Raw genomic sequence first — 19000 nt, 5'->3', positions numbered from 1 at the left:
AATATGGTTTTTATTCTTGATCTTCTTCTTTTGAGAATTTATTTTTTTTAACTTCTTTAACGAATGGTTTTCCGCCAACGACAACAACAATTTCACCTCTTGGCGCTATTTTTTCAAAATGGGTTAACACTTCACGAACAGTTCCACGAACATTTTCTTCATGCATTTTGGATAATTCTCTACAAACACAAATAGGTCTATCTTCACCAAAATAAGTAATAAATTCCGTTAATGTTTTTAGTAATTTATGTGGAGAAACATATAAAATCATCGTACGCGTTTCTTCGGCTAAAGCCAAATAACGCGTTTGTTTCCCTTTTTTGTCAGGTAAGAATCCTTCGAAAACAAATTTATCATTGGGCAGACCACTGTTGACAAGGGCAGGAACAAAAGCCGTTGCGCCTGGTAAACATTCTACTTCAACTCCATTCTCAACACAAGCGCGAGTTAATAAAAAACCTGGATCAGATATGGCTGGAGTACCAGCATCCGAAATTAAGGCAATGTTTTCCCCAGCTTTCAATCGGGAGATCAAATTCTCTACGGTTTTGTGCTCATTGTGCATGTGATGACTGTACATATGGGTGCCAATCTCAAAATGCTTTAAGAGTTTGCCACTAGTACGGGTATCTTCGGCCAGAATCAAATCGACTTCTTTTAAAATCCGAATGGCTCTAAAAGTCATGTCTTCAAGATTACCTATGGGCGTGGGAACAATATATAATTTTGACATAGTTTATTAAAGAAATTTTTTCTCGATGATATCCATAAAACGCTCTTCATAATCTTCTTTCCCTTTCCAGTTGTTGTAATCAGGTTTTACCATTTCTTCAATGAAGTTTCGTGTTTCATGAAAATTGTCAAATGTGATTAATTGATTCAATACGCGGTTGTAATCTTCACTGTTATTACCAAAAAGGTGTTTTACAAATGCAATTCGGTCATTTAAATCAATATCAATGCCTTTGGATAATTTGTCATTTAGGGATACAATTTTCGGTTCGGCTTTTTCCTTTTTTTCTTCTATTATCGGTTCTGGAGCTTTTTCAACTATAGTTTCTTTGGCTTCAAAAACAATTTCTGGAGGTAATGCAGGTACATCATCTACTTTGACAAAAAGAGTGTCGTTGTAATTTCCACCTAATAAATCTTCGAAAGAAATTTGTACGGCCTCCGGTTTTTTAGGTGTTTCAATTTCGATTTCTTCTGTTTCTGAATCGTCAGTTAATTCAAAAGCAGCTTTGAATTTATGTTGTGGTTCTTCTTCTTTTTCTTCAGAAGCAACAAGAATCTCTTCTTTAGCTTCATTTTCGCTAATGACGACATCGTCTGTTGGCATTTCCTCAGTTACCGGTTGCTCTTTTATATCAGCTTCAAAATCACCTAATGTATTGTCTTCTGAAACCTCTTCTTCTACTTCTGGAGAGCTTTCCTCAGTTTTAGAATCTTCGATTGTATTTTCTTCTACTAGCACTTCGTCCAAATGTGCTACTATTGTAGGAGATGCAATTTCTTGTTCTGATTTCTCTTCTTTTATAGTTTCAGAAGTTGTTCCTTCTTGGGGAAGTTTACTTTCAGTTATTTCAATGATAGTCTCAGCTGGCAATTCGGCACTTTTGTCATAAAAGGCTTGCACTTCTTTTTCGATCTCAGCATGGCCAATTGTTGGTTTTACATCACCATAATGTTCGTCAATAAATCGTAAAACGGATAGCTTTTCGTATAGTTTTTGAGATTCCAAATACAGTTGATTGATATCAGACTTGTTCTTAAGTTGTAATATTCTATGTGCAATGCTGATTAAATCGGCTTCCAATTTTTTTTTCATAACGTTTAAATTATAGTATATATGGCGTATGTGTTTCTCATTTTATTTTTTACCAAAAGAAATTCAAGGGCTGTAGGGGCAGAAGATTTAATTTTAAATAACTGTTTACAAATCCTCGAATTGATAAAATTTTTCTACTTTTGAGACAACGTAAAAGTATAAAATCTTATGTTGGTTTATTACGGTACAAAGTAATAAAAACTATTCATTTTTTAAGTTAGAAAAATACAAAATGTTTCTCGAAAATACAGTAAATCATAAAGAACAGTTTGGTTGGATCGAAGTCATATGTGGTTCAATGTTTTCGGGTAAAACCGAAGAACTAATTCGTCGTCTCAAGAGAGCACAATTTGCCAAACAAAAAGTAGAAATCTTTAAACCAGAAATTGACACTCGCTACCATGAAGATATGGTAGTGTCGCATGACGCTAATGAAATTCGTTCTACACCAGTTCCAGCTGCTGCAAATATCGCCATTTTGGCGCAAGGGTGTGATGTGGTGGGAATTGATGAAGCGCAGTTTTTTGATGACGAAATAGTAAGGGTTTGCAATGATTTAGCAAACCAAGGTATTCGTGTTATTGTTGCCGGGTTAGATATGGATTTTAAGGGTAATCCTTTTGGACCTATGCCTGCATTAATGGCGACAGCTGAATATGTGACTAAAGTGCATGCTGTATGCACTCGAACAGGTAATCTGGCTAATTATAGTTTTAGAAAAACCGACAGTGATAAATTAGTAATGCTTGGCGAAACCGAAGAATACGAACCCTTGAGTCGTGCAGCTTATTATCAAGCCATGAAAAAAGATCAGGAGAATAAATAAAATCCTGTCCCCAGCCAGTCATTGCGAAGAATGAAGCAAGCCAAAGGAGAGGGAGACAAAACGAAATAGGATTCTGTAAAAGACAAAACCCTTTCTGAGCCATCAGAAAGGGTTTTGTCTTTTTTAATCAAAAATCGTTAATCAGCAATCTGATTTCAACAATCTTATATTTTTTTCCTCATTCTAGCCACAGGAATATCCAGCTGCTCTCTGTATTTAGCGATAGTTCTTCTTGCAATTGGGTATCCTTTTTCTTTCAGCAATTCGGCTAATTGATCATCTGGTAAAGGTTTCTTCTTGTCTTCTTCTTCAATAATATTTTGTAATATTTTTTTGATTTCAAGCGTGGAAACATCTTCCCCTTGATCGTTTTTCATGGCTTCTGAGAAGAATTCTTTAATCAGTTTTGTTCCGTAAGGTGTTTCTACATATTTACTGTTGGCTACACGGGAAACCGTTGAGATGTCAAGTCCTACCATATCCGCAATGTCTTTCAAGATCATTGGTTTTAACTTGGTTTCATCACCCTCTAGGAAATATTCTTCTTGATAGTGCATAATGGCATTCATAGTTACAAATAAGGTTTCTTGACGTTGACGAATCGCATCAATAAACCACTTAGCCGAATCCAGTTTTTGTTTGATAAACTGAACCGCATCTTTTTGTGGCCCTGATTTATCGGTAGAAACTTTATAGGTTTGCATCATTTCCTGATAATCTTTGGAAACGTGCAGGGTAGGAGCATTTCGACCGTTTAAAGTTAATTCCAGTTCGCCATCAACAATTCTAATGGCAAAATCAGGAACTACGTTCTCTGTAATTTTATTATTTCCTGTAAAAGAGCCTCCCGGTTTTGGGTTCAGTCTTTCAATTTCATGAACTGCTTTTTTGAGCTGCTCATTGGAAACATTGTATTTCTGAATTAATTTATCGTAATGTTTTTTGGTAAAAGCATCAAATTGATTTTCGATAATATCTGTTGCTAGTTCCACGTATTCCGTAGGGGTTTTGTGTTTCAACTGCAACAACAAGCATTCTTGTAAGTCGCGCGCACCTACACCAGAGGGTTCTAGTTCATGAATTACATGCAGCATCCGTTCTACCGTAGCTTCATCCGTATATAAGGCTTGGGTAAACGCCATATCATCCACAATATCAGGAATGCTTCTACGGATATAACCCATGTCATCAATACTTCCTACCAGAAATTCAGCAATATCACGTTCTTCATCATCGAGAATAAACGTATTCAATTGATTAATTAAATCTTGGTGAAAACTAATAGGTGCTGCTAATGGTGATTCACGATCGTCATCGTCATCACTGTAGTTATTTGCCTGTGTTTTATAATCGGGGCTGTCGTCGCTATTTAAATATTCGTCGATATTGATGTCTTCGGCGTCATTCCTGTCAGATTCCGCCTCATCATAATCATCGTAGTCTTCGTTTTCAAATTCATCCTTTTCATAATCGTCTTCCTCTTTACCTGCTTCTAAAGCTGGATTTTCATTCATCTCTTCCAGTAAACGTTGTTCAAAGGCTTGCGTAGGCAATTGAATTAACTTCATCAACTGAATTTGTTGAGGAGATAATTTCTGCGATAATTTTAAATTTAAGAATTGCTTTAGCATTTGTTTGTTTAATCGGTTAACTGTTTATTTGTTTAATCGATTAACCGATTAAACTTTTTTTCTAAAATTCAGCATTCATTGGCGTTCTTGGAAAAGGAATTACGTCACGTATGTTTGTCATTCCTGTTACAAACAGCACTAATCTTTCAAAACCAAGACCAAAACCAGAGTGAACTGCTGATCCAAATCGTCTAGTATCAAGATACCACCACAATTCTTCTTCGTCAATTCCTAAGGCTTTCATTTTTTCGACTAAAACATCAAAACGCTCTTCTCTTTGAGATCCTCCTACAATTTCTCCAATTCCTGGGAAAAGAATATCCATGGCGCGAACCGTTTTTCCGTCTTCGTTCAAACGCATGTAAAATGCTTTGATATTGGCAGGATAATCAAATAAGATTACGGGACATTTAAAGTGTTTCTCCACTAAATAACGCTCGTGCTCCGATTGTAAATCAGCTCCCCATTCGTTAATGATATAATTGAATTTTTTCTTTTTATTTGGAGTACAGTCTCTCAAGATATCAATTGCCTCCGTGTACGATACACGTTTGAAATTGTTTTCTAAAACAAAATTCAATTTGTCCAGCAAAGCCATTTCGCTTCTTTCCGCCTGTGGTTTTGATTTTTCTTCGTCCAATAATCGTCCTTCCAAGAATTTTAAATCCTCAGGACATTTGTCAAGCGTATATTTAATTACATACTGAATAAAATCTTCAGCCAAATCCATATTGTCATTCAAATCATTAAAAGCAACCTCCGGCTCAATCATCCAGAACTCCGCAAGGTGACGAGACGTATTTGAATTCTCTGCTCTAAACGTAGGTCCAAAAGTATAAATCTGTCCTAATGCCATAGCAAAAGTCTCTCCTTCTAGTTGTCCAGAAACCGTTAGATTCGTTTCTTTCCCAAAAAAATCTTCTTTATAATCCACTTTTCCTTCTTCGGTTCTAGGCGTTCCGTCAAATGGCAAAGCGGTAACTTTAAACATTTCACCAGCACCTTCAGCATCCGATCCTGTGATGATTGGCGTATTGACATATACAAATCCTTTTTCTTGAAAATAGCTGTGTACTGCGTATGATAATACAGAACGAACACGCATAATAGCACCAAACATATTGGTACGCACTCTTAAATGCGCATTTTCACGCAAGAAATCCAAGCTCGGTTTATTCTTAGGTTGTATTGGGAATTTCTCAGCATCAGAATCTCCTAGGATTTCCAATGTTTTAACTTGAATTTCAAATTGTTGTCCCGCACCTTTACTTTCAACCAAAGTTCCTGTAACAGATATCGCTGCTCCAGTCGTAATTCTTTTCAAAGTTTCGTCAGGAGTATTCTCAAAATCGACTACACATTGTATATTATTGATGGTTGAACCATCATTCAAAGCAATAAATTGATTGTTTCTAAAAGTTCTTACCCATCCTTTTGCATTTACTTCATGTAGTGTCGTTGTACTGTTTAGTAAGTCTTTAACTTTTGTATGTCTCATTTTAGGTGTATAGTTGAATTTAAAATTGTCTCATATTCGAACTGCAAATATAAATCATTTGTTTTAAATGTCATTGCGAGGAATGATGCATTTAGGAGCTATTTCCCGCTATTCGCTATATCTTTTACTTTTTAAAGGAAAAAGTAAAAGGATGTCGCTATTATCGGGGCTAGGGAATAGTGGAATTCGACACTTAAATAAATTAAAAATTTGACAAACGCCCTAACAGTTTGTATTTTTGTCAGATGAATGATAATTTTATAACCGAGTATTTCGGGATAGGCATACAAAACGGAAAAACTCCTGAAAATTTAGGCGTTATGTGGAGATCTGCACAAAACTTAGGTGCAAGCTTTATTTTCACCATTGGGAATCGGTATGCAAAACAAGCTTGCGATACCCATAATGCCGTAAAATCGATACCTTATTTTCATTATGAATCGTTTGAAGACTTCTATAAAAACTTACCCAAAGGGGCTCGTTTAGTAGGAGTGGAGCTAGATGAACAAGCCACCGATTTAGAAACCTTCGAACATCCAAGGCGTTGCGTGTATCTATTAGGTGCTGAAGATCATGGTCTTTCAAAAAAAGCCATTGAAAAATGTCATCATTTAGTAAAATTCAAATCCGAAAAAAGCTTAAACGTATCTGTTGCGGGAAGTATTGTTCTTTATGATAGAGGTCTTAATAAGCCCCGTTCATAAAATAAGTTGTTATTGTTTAGTACCTTTATTAGATTCATAAACAGTAAATTATAACGTTATTTGCACCTTTAATTAGTTGTCATGAAAAAATTGTTTTATACCCTTTTTTTAGTTGTGATCTTCACCTCCTGTTCTGGACAAACTCCTTTTGGGAAACCAGAAGTAAGTCCAGCCAAAATACAAACTCAGTTTATGGATTGGTGGACCTATCAATCTCATAATATAATGCTTTCTAGGGATTTTGTACCATTAGATTCCAATTCAAAAGAAATTACCAAAGATCAATTTTTAAAAGAATTAAGCGAAGGAAGTTACATCCCAATTCGATTAGAATCCGATTCAGCACTATTTTACTACAAGCTTTTTAAGATTGACCCAAAATCAGATACAAGTATAAAAGCAACCATTGTTGAAACCGCTTTCAATGAAATTCAAAATCTAAAGAAAGAAGGGGAGCCATTTCCTGCATTTTCATTCTCAGATTTAAATGGTAATTTGATTACAAATGAAAATCTTAAAGGGAAAATTGTTGTCATAAAATGCTGGTACATTCATTGTGCAGCTTGCATTAAAGAATTTCCACAAGTAAATCAATTAGTGGAGAAATATAAAGATAGAAAAGACATTGTTTTTATAAGTCTGGCTGAGGATACTCCAGAACAGTTAACCGTTTTTTTAGCTAGAAAACCGCTGTCCTATTCCGTTGTTCCTAATATGAAAACGTACATGAATTTAACCTTGCAACTCAATGCGTTTCCTACTCATATTATCATTAATAAAGAAGGGTTTATGGAAAAAGTGGTTTCTAATTATGCTGGTTTAGAAGTTAGTTTAGAGAAAGCTAGTAGAGAATAAATATAAAATTGTACAATTGTAGTGTTTTTTTCCTGCTTCACTGTTATATACTATTGTATATAAAAAATCCCGCCTTTGTAGACGGGAAGTTTAATATAATTTAACTGTAAAGATAATTTTATTTGTTATTCTCCATATCCATTATTAAATTGGCAATTAGAGCGGTCCATCCTGTTTGGTGAGAGGCACCAAGCCCTTTACCACTATCTCCATCAAAAAACTCATAAAACATATGTTCGTTTCTGAAATGTTCGTCCTTAGCAAAATGATTTTCAGAGTCATCAGAATGGTATTGGAATTTACCTTTAGCATCTCGTTCAAAAAGTTTAATTAATCTTTTTGTTAATTCATTCGCAATTTCGTTTAAGTTCAGTTTGTTTTTTGAGCCTGTTGGAAATTCATATACATAAGTAGGTCCATAAAAAGTATAGTATTTACGCAATGATTGGATGATCATATAATTCAAAGGCATCCATATAGGACCACGCCAGTTTGAATTTCCTCCAAACATTCCTGAACGACTTTCGCCAGGCTCATATTGAATTTTATGATGTCCTTTATTTCCAAATTCAAAAGGATGTTCTTCATGGTATTTAGATAGCGAACGAATCCCATAATCAGATAGGAACTCTTTTTCATCCAGTAAGCGCACTAGAAGATGTTCTAATCTAAAACCGCGCATAATGGAGAATAGAAAATTACCATCTTTATTGGCAGTCTCTAAATTTGAAATTAAGGATGCTAAATCTGGTCGTGTTCTTATTATTTCATTTGCTCTTTTTTGAAAGTCTTTTAATCCTTCAAATAATTCTTTATTCATGATTTCGACAGCAAACATTGGAATAACACCCACTAAAGAACGTACTTTTAAACGTTCAGCACTTCCATCGGACATTTCGACAACATCATAATAAAAATTGTCTTGGTCATCCCAAAGTGAAATATCTTTTTTCCCAATATGGTGCATTGCCCAAGCGATGTTTAAAAAATGCCTGAAAAACTTAGCCGATATTTCTTCGTAAATTTTGTTGGTTTTCGCTAATTCCAGTGACATGCGCAACATGTTTAAAGAGAACATTGCCATCCAACTCGTGGCATCTGCCTGTTGCATTTTTTTAATTCCCTCCGGCATGTGGTTACGGTCAAAAACACCAATGTTGTCCAAACCTAAAAACCCTCCTTCAAATAAATCAGTACCAGTAGTGTCTTTTTGGTTCACCCACCACGTAAAATTGATGAGGAGTTTTTGAAATGCTTTTTCCAGAAATTCAGTATCAGCTTTGCCAGTGCGTTTTTTGTCTTTGTCATAAACAGTCCAAACCGCCCAGGAGTGAACCGGCGGATTTACATCACTAAAATTCCATTCATATGCTGGAATTTGACCATTGGGATGCATGTAGCTTTCTTGCAATACTAATAACAATTGTTGTTTAGCAAAATAAGGATCTATTTCTACAAATGCTGCCATGTGAAAAGCAAGGTCCCAAGCTGCATACCAAGGATATTCCCATTTGTCAGGCATGGATATTACATGACGATTAGTAAGATGTTGCCAGTTAAAATTGCGTGAGTCCTTTCTTCTATAGGTTGTTGATGTTTCGTCAACACCACCAAAAAGCCACTTGTGAACATCATAATAATAGAATTGCTTCGTCCATAATAAACCTGAAAAAGCACTCTTAGCAATTGCTTGCTGGGCTTTAGGGATGTCTTTATTTATGATTTCGTTATAGAACGTTTCACATTCCTTTTTTCTTTGCTCAAATTGAGCGTCAAAATCGACCCAAGGATTTTCTAATGCTACATTGCTTAGGCGTATTTTAATGCTTTTTTCTTCGCCAGCTTTTAATTCTAATTGATGCCAAATAGCAGCTTTAGTACCGTGTTTTTTTGGATTGACAGTTGGCTCGCCATTGATGACATAGTTGTTAATACCATCCTTTACATAATCATAATCATTAGGTGAGTTGTAAATGCGCTCGTTATTGGTTTCGTTTTCACAGAATAATTGTTCGCCTTTATTATGATATAAGTAGTAGTCGTCATTTCTAGTACTTTTTGATAAAATGGTACCATCGGATACCGATTCCAACTTAGGTCGTGGATGCCTGTTATTGTGTTTCCAGAAATTACGAAACCATAGATGTGGAAGTACATGAATTTCAGCGGTATCTTTTCCTCGATTGACTACAGTAACTTTCATCAAGATATCATCAATACCGGCTTTTGCATATTCGATATAACAATCAAAATAAGCATTGTCTTTAAAAGCATCAGTATCTAATAGTTCAAATTCTGATTCTTCTCTATTCCTATGACTGTTGATTCTTATTATTTCCTCATACGGAAATTCGTTTTGCGGGTATTTGTAGAGGTATTTGTTGTAAGAGTGTGTAGGAGTGGAAACTTGATGAAAATAAAGTTCTTTAACATCTTCTCCGTGATTTCCTTGATTATTAGTAAGGCCAAATAGGCGTTCTTTTAAAATTGGATCTTTTCCATTCCAAAAAACGGGAGCCAAGCATAAAATCTCACGAGAGTCGCAAAAACCGCCAATACCTTCTTCCCCCCATCGATACGCATTACTACGTGCTTTGTCGTGGTTGATAAATTCCCATGCATCTCCGTTATCGCTATAATCTTCGCGAACGGTTCCCCATTGTCTTTCGGCTAAATAAGGCCCCCATTTTTTCCAGTTTCTATAGTTATCAGAAACGGCTAATTTTTCAGCCTCAGAAATTTTATGAGTCATATATCGTGGTGTAATAGTTAATTTTAGATTTAAACCCAAACAGCTGGATTATTTAAAATATTCTAGTGCTGTTTTTTTCGTTAAAAAAATACTGGTAAAAATAAGATTTATTTTTTATAAGTAGGTGCGCAATTAAGTACTATTGCTTAATTGTAGTTATTGTCAGGATTCTTTTGGTTTCTCGTAAAAAAATATAATATTAATTGACTAACTCACATTGAAATTTATGGCGTAGTTTATAAAAAAAACTTCCATCATGAAAGACGGAAGTTTTGATTGCTTTATAAAGACTAAGGATTGTGTAGTCAATTATAGTCAAATTAATTATTATTGTGAACGTGAACATCCATTTGGGGGAAAGGAATATTAAGTTTATAGTCGGCAAATTTCGTATATACTTTTTCATTCATCCCAAAAAACACATTCCAATAATCAGGGCCATCCACCCATACTCTTACGGTGAAATTAACAGAGCTGTCAGCAAGAGCTGCAAGACCTATAAAAGGAGCAGGATCTTTCAAAATTCTAGTGTCTTCGGTAATAAAATCATTCATTGCTCTCTTGAAATTTTCAATGTCATCTCCATAAGCTATTCCAAAAGTCCAATCCACTCTTCGTAGCGGTTCCGCAGAAAAATTAGTAAGTGGTCCTGTTGAAAGGGGCCCATTAGGGATGATTACTAATTTCTTGTCAGGTGTGTTCAGCATCGTAGCAAAAATGCTAATTTCTTTTACAGTACCTACATAGCCTTGGGCTTCGATAAAATCTCCAATTTTAAAGGGTTTTAAAATCAAAATAATTACTCCTCCTGCAAAATTTTGAAGTGTTCCTGATAGGGCCATTCCAATTGCCAAACCAGCCGCACCAATGATAGCGACAAAGGAAGTCATTTGGATTCCGATCATTCCCATTACTGTAATGGCAACTAATACTTTTAATATGATGTTTGTTAAACTTCTTAAAAAAGGGACGAGAGATTGGTCGATTTTTGATTTCCCTAATGATTTTCCAACACTTTTAGTGATTATTTTGGTAACCCATAGCCCGACTAAAAGGACTAGTATACCACCTATTAACTTGGGTGCATATTCAAAACCAAAATCTGTTATTTTTTCAAGGTAATTGTTTACAACCGTAACTTGTTGTTCCATTTTCATTCTTTTTTATTTTTCTACTCATTAGGCTTTTCGATTTCGCCCCGTTTATTTTAGTGGTTGCCGGGCTCCACTTTTAGGATTGATACTCTTTTGTTGAGTCTACTAAGTTTATTAAAAGTATAGGTAAATCTCATTTTAAATAAAATTTCGAACTCAATCTTTATTGATTGAGACTAGCTCAATTTAAAAAGCATGTATTTTCAAATATACATATTTTAAAATAAATCGTAATAAATACTGGGGTGGAGCAAAAAAAATCCCGTCTTTTAAGACAGGATTTTTTTAAGTGTATAGTTAAAAACAAGGTTATAAAAAGAAGAGTTTATTTGTCTAAATTTTCATCTTCTTCCTCCATGTTACTTAAAACGTCAATTTTTGGTTCGATAAATTCTTGTTTGTTGGCCAATGATTTGTTCAAAGTCAATACCAAACAAGGCAATAACATTAAGTTAGATAACATTCCAAATGCCAATGTAATTGCAACCAAGCCACCTAAAGCGACTGTACCTCCAAAATCAGATAGCATAAATACCGAGAATCCAGCAAATAAAACTACTGATGTATAAAACATACTAATTCCAGCTTCTTTTAGTGTCGCAAAAACCGATTTTTTTATCTTCCAGTTATTTCTAGTTAATTCTTGACGGTATTGAGCTAAGAAATGAATGGTATCATCTACTGAAAGTCCAAAAGCAATACTAAAGACCAGAATCGTTGAAGGTTTTAACGGTATTCCAAAATAACCCATCAACCCAGCTGTAATCATTAATGGTAGTAAATTAGGAATTAATGAAATAACGACCATTTTGAAGGAACGAAACATAAAAATCATTAATAAAGAAATTAACAACACTGCAAATAGTAAGGAGCTCACTAAGTTATCTAAAAGGTATTTTGTTCCTTTTTCAAAAACCAATGCTTTTCCCGTCATCACGACTTTGTAGCGGTCTTTAGGAAATATTTTATTCGCTTTATCCCAAAGTTTAGTTTCGATTTTCGCCATGTTTCCAGTACCAATGTCCCTCATGAATGTGGTAATTCGAGCTACTTGACCCGTGCTGTCTACATAGCTTTTCATCAAGTTGTTTTTTGAGTTTTTTGTTGCATTTTTAGCATAACTCAAGATGAAACTTTGTTCTTGTGAACTTGGCAAGTCATAATATTCAGGATTCCCATTGTAGTAGGCTTGTTTCGAATATTTAACCAAATTAAGAATGGAAATAGGTTTTGAAAGTTCTGGAATTTCCTCAATTGTTTTTTGAAAATCATCCATTTTTCTCAAAGTGGACAGTTTCATAACTCCTTTTTTTCGTTTCGTATCTATGGTTATCTCAAGAGGCATTATTCCTTCGAATTCTTTTTCGAAAAAAAGAATGTCTTTATAGAATCCAGTATTTTTAGGCATGTCTTCAATCAAACTCCCCGACGTTTTTATTTTAAAAGCGCCTATGGTGCTTACTAAAAATAAAAAGATTGCCACAACATAAACGTAACGTCTGTTGTATTTTACTGTTTTTTCGATCCAATTCATAAAAACACGAGTGTAATTTCGACTCAAATGTTCTAAATGTTTAGCTTTTGGAACGGGTTGATAGCTATAATAAATAGGGATTACAATAAGACATAGGAAAAACAAGGAAATAATACTCAAAGAAGAAATGATACCAAATTCTTTTAGTAACTCACTATTTGTTATAACAAACGTAGCAAAACCAGCTGCTGTAGTTAAGTTAGTCATCAAGGTTGCCGTTCCCACTTTGGTAATTACGCGTTGTAATGCTCTTGCTTTATTTCCATGAGAGCTGTATTCCTGTTGGTACTTATTCGTCAAGAAAATACAGTTTGGAATACCAATGACAATAACTAATGATGGAACAAGTGCTGTTAATACGGTAATTTCATAATGAAATAATCCAAGGAGTCCAAAGGTCCACATCACACCAACAATAACAATAACAATTGATATTAATGTTGCTCTGAACGAACGGAAAAAGAAAAAGAAAATTAGTGAGGTAACTAGAAGAGATGCTCCAATAAATAAACTAATTTCGTCCGTTATACTTTTGGCATTCAATGTTCGGATATATGGCATACCAGAAACTCTTAAATCGATGCCGGTTTCCTTTTCAAACGCTTCTATTTTTGGAATAAAATCATTTAAAATATAATCTTTTCTGTGTGGTGTGTTGACTATTTTCTTATCTAAATAAATGGCTGAACGGATAGTTCCGTTTTTTTTATTAAAAAGCAACCCTTCATAAAAAGGCATGTTTTGAAATAAATCTTTCTGAATTGATTTAAGATATTCTGGGCTTGTAATTTTCTTTTGATCTACAAACGGAACTAATTCAAAGGACTGAATAGAGTCGTTTTTTTGAAGCTTTTTTAAGTCACTTACTGAAACAACTAAATCTACTTCTTTATTTGATTTAAAATCTGCCATTAATTTATCCCAAGCCGCAAAGGCTTTTGGAGTAAAAAAGGCATCGTCTTTTACACCGACAACAATTAAATTTCCCTCTTCGCCAAACTTTTCTAAAAACGCATTATATTCTGTATTTATAATGTTGTTGTCGGGAAGTAAGTTCGCTTCTGTAAATGAAAAACGAATATTTTTCCATTGCAAGGCTAAAAAGACGGTCATTAAAAGAATAACACCGAGTATAAAGAGTCTGTTTTTAAGTACGATTCGAGCAATGAATTCCCAAAAACCTACTTTTAATTTCTTTTTCATAAATGTATTAAAAATGGGTGCAAATGTAGTGAAAACCGCAGTAAAAGAATAAGTTTATTTAAATCTTTTTAAATGTAACATCCTATTTTTAAAGTTATTTCTTTCCTTTTTTTTCTTTGCAAAAAATTAATTTTCGTCTTGTAAATCATATGGTAGAATTTTACATCTTTGTGTGATTTTAAGAACGAAAATGGTACTGTAAAATGGATTTAAAAAAATACAAAAACAGCTTATTTTATTTAGGTGTAACTGGAGGGTTTTCAGCTTTGATTTATTGGATAATTAAAAGAGGAAAAGAGCTAGAAAAAATACAAAGTCTAGTTGCTCCAAATGAAAAACACAGTTCTTGGAATGACTTCATTGTTTCTATGAAACATAATTTTCAGGATCCTTTAGCAATTCTTTTGGCCCAGATTGTAATGATCATTCTTGTAGCGCGACTTTTTGGATGGGTTTTTAAAAAAATTGGACAACCTACAGTAATTGGGGAAATTATCGCAGGTATCGTTTTGGGCCCCTCATTAGTAGGAATGTATTTTCCAGAATTTTCTGCAGCACTATTTCCAGAAGCTTCATTAGGGAATTTAAAGTTTTTAAGTCAAATAGGGTTGATACTTTTTATGTTTGTAATTGGTATGGAGCTTGATATTAAAGTGTTAAAAAACAAAGCCAGTGAAGCGGTTGTAATTAGTCATGCCAGTATTGTTATTCCATTTGCTTTAGGAATTGGCTTATCTTATTTTGTATATAATAAATTTGCTCCTCAAGGAGTAGAATTCTTGTCTTTCAGTCTGTTCATGGGAATTGCGATGAGCATTACTGCATTTCCGGTTTTGGCTCGAATTGTTCAAGAAAGAGAAATTCATAAAACAAAACTTGGAGCCATAGTCATAACTTGTGCTGCTGCAGATGATATTACGGCTTGGTGTTTACTTGCAGTAGTTATTGCCATAGTTAAAGCTGGGGACTTTGTAGGTTCATTATATGTAATTTCTCTTGCAGCGGTTTATGTGATTGTTATGATTTTTATTGTAAAACCTTTCTTGAAAAGGATAGGAGATTTATACAGTTCAAAAGATAATATTGGGAAACCTGTAATGGCTATTTTCTTTCTTTTTTTAATTCTGTCGTCGTATGCAACTGAGGTTATTGGAATTCATGCCCTTTTTGGTGCGTTTATGATGGGTTCTATTATGCCTGATGCTGCTAAATTTCGAATGATTTTTATTGATAAAGTAGAGGATGTTGCGGTGATTCTTTTACTGCCTCTGTTTTTTGTTTTCACAGGTCTAAAAACCGAAGTAGGCTTAATCAATGATCCTTATTTATGGAAGGTTACTGGAGCGATTATTCTAGTTGCTGTTGGCGGGAAATTTTTAGGAAGTGCATTAGCTGCAAAATTTGTGGGCCAAAACTGGAAAGACAGTTTGACTATTGGAGCACTGATGAATACAAGAGGGTTGATGGAGTTGATTGTTTTAAATATTGGATTGGAATTAAAAGTGTTAACTCCAGAAGTATTTACAATGATGGTTATCATGGCTTTAGTGACTACTTTTATGACTGGACCAGCATTAGATCTAATTGATTTTCTTTTTAAGAGTAAAAATGTTTCTGAAGAAGAGGAGCTGATTCTTCACACTAAATACCGAATTCTGATTTCTTTTGGGAATAATGAAAAAGGAAAATCACTTTTGCGATTAGCTAACAGTTTAACCAAAAAACAAAAAAACAGTTCTTCAATTACGGCACTACATTTATCGTTAAGCGATGAGTTGCATTCTTTTAACATGGAAGATAAGGAGAGAAATAGTTTTGAACCTATTTTTGAGGAATCAGAGCAATTAAATTTGGAAATTAATACCATATTTAAGGTGACTAATGATATAGAAACTGAAATTGCTGATGTAGCCAATCAAGGAGACTATGATTTATTATTGGTAGGTTTAGGTAAATCTATTTTTGAAGGAACCTTATTAGGAAAAGTAGTTGGGTTTACCTCCAGGATTATAAATCCGGATCGCCTGCTAGATAAATTCACGGGTAAAGAAGGCTTGTTTGAAAACTCTCCTTTTGATGAAAGAACCAGACAGATTGTTTCAAAAACAAGAATGCCTTTGGGGATTCTGATTGATAAAGAGTTTCAGGATATTGATCAAGTTTTTATTCCAATTTTCAGATCCGAAGATTCCTTTTTAATTGATTATGCTCAAAAATTAATAAAGAATAACAATTCAAAAATCACAATTTTAGATGTTAATGGCCATGTACAAAATAATTTTGTACTTCAAAGTGCCGTGCATTCTTTAGAACAAAAACATACAAATAACCTTGAGGTATTAATTGAAAGAACGGTTAGTTTAGCGTTTTTAGCCAAACAGGATTTAATGTTAATTAGTCTAGAAAGTTGGAAAACATTATTAGACTCTGATCATGATTGGTTGATTGGGGTACCTTCGGTATTAATTATTAAACCGTAGTTTTTTAAAGACCTAAATTCAGCACGAAGCTTAGTTTTATGGCAATATTATCTTCAAATTTAGGAAGCTGGTTGGGCCCATAACGATAAAATGCAGTTAAGCCAAGCCCATTAAATATTTGGTTGAGTTCTATGCCTGACTCAAAATATCCTTTGTTTAGTGTTTTATAGTCTAAACCAACATGTTGCTCAGGTTTTTGTAAGTTCCCCCATGCCATTCTAGAAACTAGAACTAATGAGGGTCTGACTTTTTTAAACAATTTCACTCTGTTAAAACCATGTTTGAATTGAAAATAAACAAATTCATTCGAGAAAAACTCATTGAAATACATGGTTTCAAAACTATTTTTACCTGCAAAAGTAATTCGTTGCATAATAGTTTCTTTAGTAATGTTGTTAGGGGATGTGTTGTATAAATGCGTTATAGGTACATCTCCCATGGCATATCCTGCTTCCAGAAGTAAATTTGTTTTTTGACCATTCAGATATTTTTTTTCGAATTCTGTTTTGAAATCAATCTTACTAAATTCAAAATCATTTCCCCATATTTTCGGTAAAGCTTGCGTGTATTGAAAAGTGAATTTAGGAAAACGTTTTTCGATTTCAATTCTACCGGTAGGGGTTTGCATGTAATCACTAAATGGATTCCATTGCAAGGAAACCATAGCTGTAGTCATTACATATTGAGTATATAAATTGCTGTTTAAATTATAAACATAATTGAATTTTGGTTCCACAACCGAATGTGATATTTCCCATATACTTTCGGTTTTAGGAAGGAGGTTTGTTTCTAAAAAAGTTTTCCAGCTCACATAATTGTAAAAAGTACTAATATTAATTGGTCTGGGATCATAGAGTTTAAAAGGTCTTTTCTCAATAGAATAAGAAGTGCTAGCAATTTCTTTTACATCATCAGTATAGGACGCACCAATCCACGAATTCGACGATTTATCAACACGCGTAGCCATTCCTATTTTATATTTAAAATTTCCATCTTTAGTTCCATAAGCAGAGTAACCTTCTATTCTGAATTTTTTAGAAAACTGTTCGTTAGTTATGCCTCCAAACCCCAATCGGAATCCTTCGTAGTTGTTATAGCTAATTATTTTTCGCAAATCCATATCAAAAAAACCAAGTGGCAGGTACCCATTAATGATTTTTCGACCAAAACGGAGGCGACTTTCAATCCGCTTTTTTATTACAATACTATCTAAAGCTAAATATGTTTTTTGGCTTCGAATGTCTAAACTGTCTTTTCTGTAATTTTCCCAAAAAGTTTCAGGTCTATGAATTGCTTCGTCATTGATCTCAACGGCAATAAAAGGCTTCGTAATAGTAATAGGAACATTGTATTTAATGTCAAAATTATTAGTATTTGAAATTAAGTACGTATAGTCTGAAGCTACTTTTTTTCTAGCTTTGGAATCTTTCTCGTCATCACCATTAAATTGAATGGTTCCTCCCAGGATTTTTATATCATCGTCGTTTTTTCCTTTTACAATTTTAAAAGTTTTACGAATGGGAAACCATATATTTTCTTCAGGAATATATTGAAATTCATGGATACCACTAATATCAAGAACTCCTTTTATACGCATAATGGCTTTAGATATGGCAAAACTATTTTGGTCAATGTACAATACGCCTTCAAGTCCAGTAGCTTTACTTCTTTTTTTATTTTTAAAATAAACCACGTAGGATTGTCGACCATTTATAGCTACAGTATCTAATAGTCTATAATTATAATCTAGTAATGCATCAGTTGCTATTGGACTGTTGTATTTAGTTTCAAATAGTTCATAGCTATTGTCGTAGATAGAAAAAGATTGCAGGTTGAAAGCAAGGATTTCATAAATTGGGTGTTTGAAACCAGCCATTTTTGTGCCTAAAACCGTTTCTTTTAATGTATTGTTATTAAATTGTAATTGTGATACTTTTTCGGTTTGAAAAAGGTGTTGTTTATTTATTAGTTCTTTAAATTTATAATTGGATGAATCGATTTTAGTAAATTCTTTCCCAATTGATTTTTGTACAAAAACAGAGTCTAATTTTCCCGAAATGGAATCAGGATTTGCTGTCACAACTAGTTTGTTGTAAGATTTAAATTCAAAGCTGCTTAGTTTTTCTTGGGGATTATTGTTTCTTTTATTGGCAATGACTTTTCTTATAATGGCTAGTGCAGGGTTTTCGTAACCTATAATTACTTCACTGAGGTCATTTGCTTTTTGCAAAAGTGAGATTGCATAGTATTTTTTATCTTTTACAATTGCAACCGAAGTTTTTAAATACCCAATATAAGAAACGGTAAAACTACTAATTTCTTTTTTCGATGAAATGCTAAATTTGCCATCTACATCCGAAATGAAATTGATTCCGTCATTAGTTGTAATAGTAGCAAAAGGCAAAGGTTTGTTTGTTGAAAAGTCTTTTACAATTCCATTTGCTTGAAATTGCGCATGAAGTGATATGCTAATAAAGAAAAAAAGAAAACAAATTTGCCTCATAAAAACGGTTTATTTAAAAACGGATATTATCC

At 33.8% G+C, this 19000-nt stretch carries 12 protein-coding genes; 4 read left to right on the top strand and 8 right to left on the bottom strand.

The features are described 5' to 3' along the window. Positions 1-10: 10 nt before the first annotated feature. Entirely contained in the window at positions 11-733 is a 723-nt protein-coding gene (gene rsmI, locus AB3G34_RS13145) for a 16S rRNA (cytidine(1402)-2'-O)-methyltransferase (protein ID WP_369752685.1), read from the bottom strand. Positions 734-739: 6 nt separating this feature from the next. Further along, the gene (locus tag AB3G34_RS13140; RefSeq protein ID WP_369752684.1) at positions 740-1828 is read right to left on the bottom strand and encodes a hypothetical protein; all 1089 of its coding nucleotides are present in this window, start codon (positions 1826-1828) and stop codon (positions 740-742) included. A 232-nt stretch (positions 1829-2060) separates the two neighbouring features. On the opposite strand from AB3G34_RS13140, the gene AB3G34_RS13135 reads away from it, so the two are divergent. Continuing rightward, a complete protein-coding gene (locus tag AB3G34_RS13135) occupies positions 2061-2654 on the top strand; it encodes a thymidine kinase (protein WP_369752683.1) in 594 nt (197 codons plus the stop codon). 164 nt (positions 2655-2818) lie between these two features. Here AB3G34_RS13135 and rpoN read toward each other — a convergent pair whose 3' ends face one another. Together rpoN and asnS are read right to left on the bottom strand one after the other, a co-directional pair. Then, on the bottom strand, positions 2819-4285 hold the full coding sequence (rpoN, locus tag AB3G34_RS13130) for an RNA polymerase factor sigma-54 (RefSeq protein ID WP_369752682.1): 1467 nt from the start codon (positions 4283-4285) through the stop codon (positions 2819-2821). Between the two features lie 61 nt (positions 4286-4346). Then, on the bottom strand, positions 4347-5783 hold the full coding sequence (gene asnS / locus AB3G34_RS13125) for an asparagine--tRNA ligase (RefSeq protein ID WP_369752681.1): 1437 nt from the start codon (positions 5781-5783) through the stop codon (positions 4347-4349). A 245-nt stretch (positions 5784-6028) separates the two neighbouring features. Between asnS and AB3G34_RS13120 the strand changes: the two genes are divergently transcribed. Both AB3G34_RS13120 and AB3G34_RS13115 read left to right on the top strand, forming a co-directional pair. After that, a complete protein-coding gene (locus AB3G34_RS13120; protein ID WP_369752680.1) occupies positions 6029-6487 on the top strand; it encodes an RNA methyltransferase in 459 nt (152 codons plus the stop codon). A gap of 81 nt (positions 6488-6568) precedes the next feature. Then, positions 6569-7342, top strand: a complete 774-nt coding sequence (locus AB3G34_RS13115; protein WP_369752679.1) for a TlpA family protein disulfide reductase — start codon at positions 6569-6571, stop codon at positions 7340-7342. A 118-nt stretch (positions 7343-7460) separates the two neighbouring features. On the opposite strand, the gene AB3G34_RS13110 is transcribed toward AB3G34_RS13115, so the two are convergent. The 3 genes from AB3G34_RS13110 to AB3G34_RS13100 form a co-directional block, all read right to left on the bottom strand. Then, positions 7461-10094 (bottom strand): glucosidase, encoded by a 2634-nt coding sequence (locus tag AB3G34_RS13110; RefSeq protein ID WP_369752678.1) that lies wholly within the window; start codon positions 10092-10094, stop codon positions 7461-7463. Between the two features lie 320 nt (positions 10095-10414). Further along, entirely contained in the window at positions 10415-11245 is an 831-nt protein-coding gene (locus AB3G34_RS13105) for a mechanosensitive ion channel family protein (protein WP_369752677.1), read from the bottom strand. A 328-nt stretch (positions 11246-11573) separates the two neighbouring features. Further along, positions 11574-13985, bottom strand: a complete 2412-nt coding sequence (locus AB3G34_RS13100) for an RND family transporter (protein WP_367772357.1) — start codon at positions 13983-13985, stop codon at positions 11574-11576. A 203-nt stretch (positions 13986-14188) separates the two neighbouring features. On the opposite strand from AB3G34_RS13100, the gene AB3G34_RS13095 reads away from it, so the two are divergent. After that, on the top strand, positions 14189-16465 hold the full coding sequence (locus tag AB3G34_RS13095) for a cation:proton antiporter (RefSeq protein WP_369752676.1): 2277 nt from the start codon (positions 14189-14191) through the stop codon (positions 16463-16465). A 4-nt stretch (positions 16466-16469) separates the two neighbouring features. Here AB3G34_RS13095 and AB3G34_RS13090 read toward each other — a convergent pair whose 3' ends face one another. Continuing rightward, complete coding sequence (locus AB3G34_RS13090; protein WP_369752675.1) at positions 16470-18968, bottom strand: DUF5686 family protein; 2499 nt, start codon at positions 18966-18968, stop codon at positions 16470-16472. Positions 18969-19000 lie beyond the last annotated feature (32 nt).

The sequence above is a fragment of the Flavobacterium sp. WC2409 genome, from assembly GCF_041200085.1.
Classification (GTDB): domain Bacteria; phylum Bacteroidota; class Bacteroidia; order Flavobacteriales; family Flavobacteriaceae; genus Flavobacterium.
Note: the sequence above shows the minus strand (reverse complement) of the source record. Positions and strands in the feature narration are given on the sequence as shown.

Excerpts from the sequence above, each read along its gene's own strand:
- rsmI (WP_369752685.1), bottom strand. The coding sequence starts at position 733 with ATGTCAAAATTATATATTGTTCCCACGCCCATAGGTAATCTTGAAGAC.
- AB3G34_RS13140 (WP_369752684.1), bottom strand. The coding sequence starts at position 1,828 with ATGAAAAAAAAATTGGAAGCCGATTTAATCAGCATTGCACATAGAATA.
- AB3G34_RS13135 (WP_369752683.1), top strand. The coding sequence starts at position 2,061 with ATGTTTCTCGAAAATACAGTAAATCATAAAGAACAGTTTGGTTGGATC.
- rpoN (WP_369752682.1), bottom strand. The coding sequence starts at position 4,285 with ATGCTAAAGCAATTCTTAAATTTAAAATTATCGCAGAAATTATCTCCT.
- asnS (WP_369752681.1), bottom strand. The coding sequence starts at position 5,783 with ATGAGACATACAAAAGTTAAAGACTTACTAAACAGTACAACGACACTA.
- AB3G34_RS13120 (WP_369752680.1), top strand. The coding sequence starts at position 6,029 with ATGAATGATAATTTTATAACCGAGTATTTCGGGATAGGCATACAAAAC.
- AB3G34_RS13115 (WP_369752679.1), top strand. The coding sequence starts at position 6,569 with ATGAAAAAATTGTTTTATACCCTTTTTTTAGTTGTGATCTTCACCTCC.
- AB3G34_RS13110 (WP_369752678.1), bottom strand. The coding sequence starts at position 10,094 with ATGACTCATAAAATTTCTGAGGCTGAAAAATTAGCCGTTTCTGATAAC.
- AB3G34_RS13105 (WP_369752677.1), bottom strand. The coding sequence starts at position 11,245 with ATGGAACAACAAGTTACGGTTGTAAACAATTACCTTGAAAAAATAACA.
- AB3G34_RS13100 (WP_367772357.1), bottom strand. The coding sequence starts at position 13,985 with ATGAAAAAGAAATTAAAAGTAGGTTTTTGGGAATTCATTGCTCGAATC.
- AB3G34_RS13095 (WP_369752676.1), top strand. The coding sequence starts at position 14,189 with ATGGATTTAAAAAAATACAAAAACAGCTTATTTTATTTAGGTGTAACT.
- AB3G34_RS13090 (WP_369752675.1), bottom strand. The coding sequence starts at position 18,968 with ATGAGGCAAATTTGTTTTCTTTTTTTCTTTATTAGCATATCACTTCAT.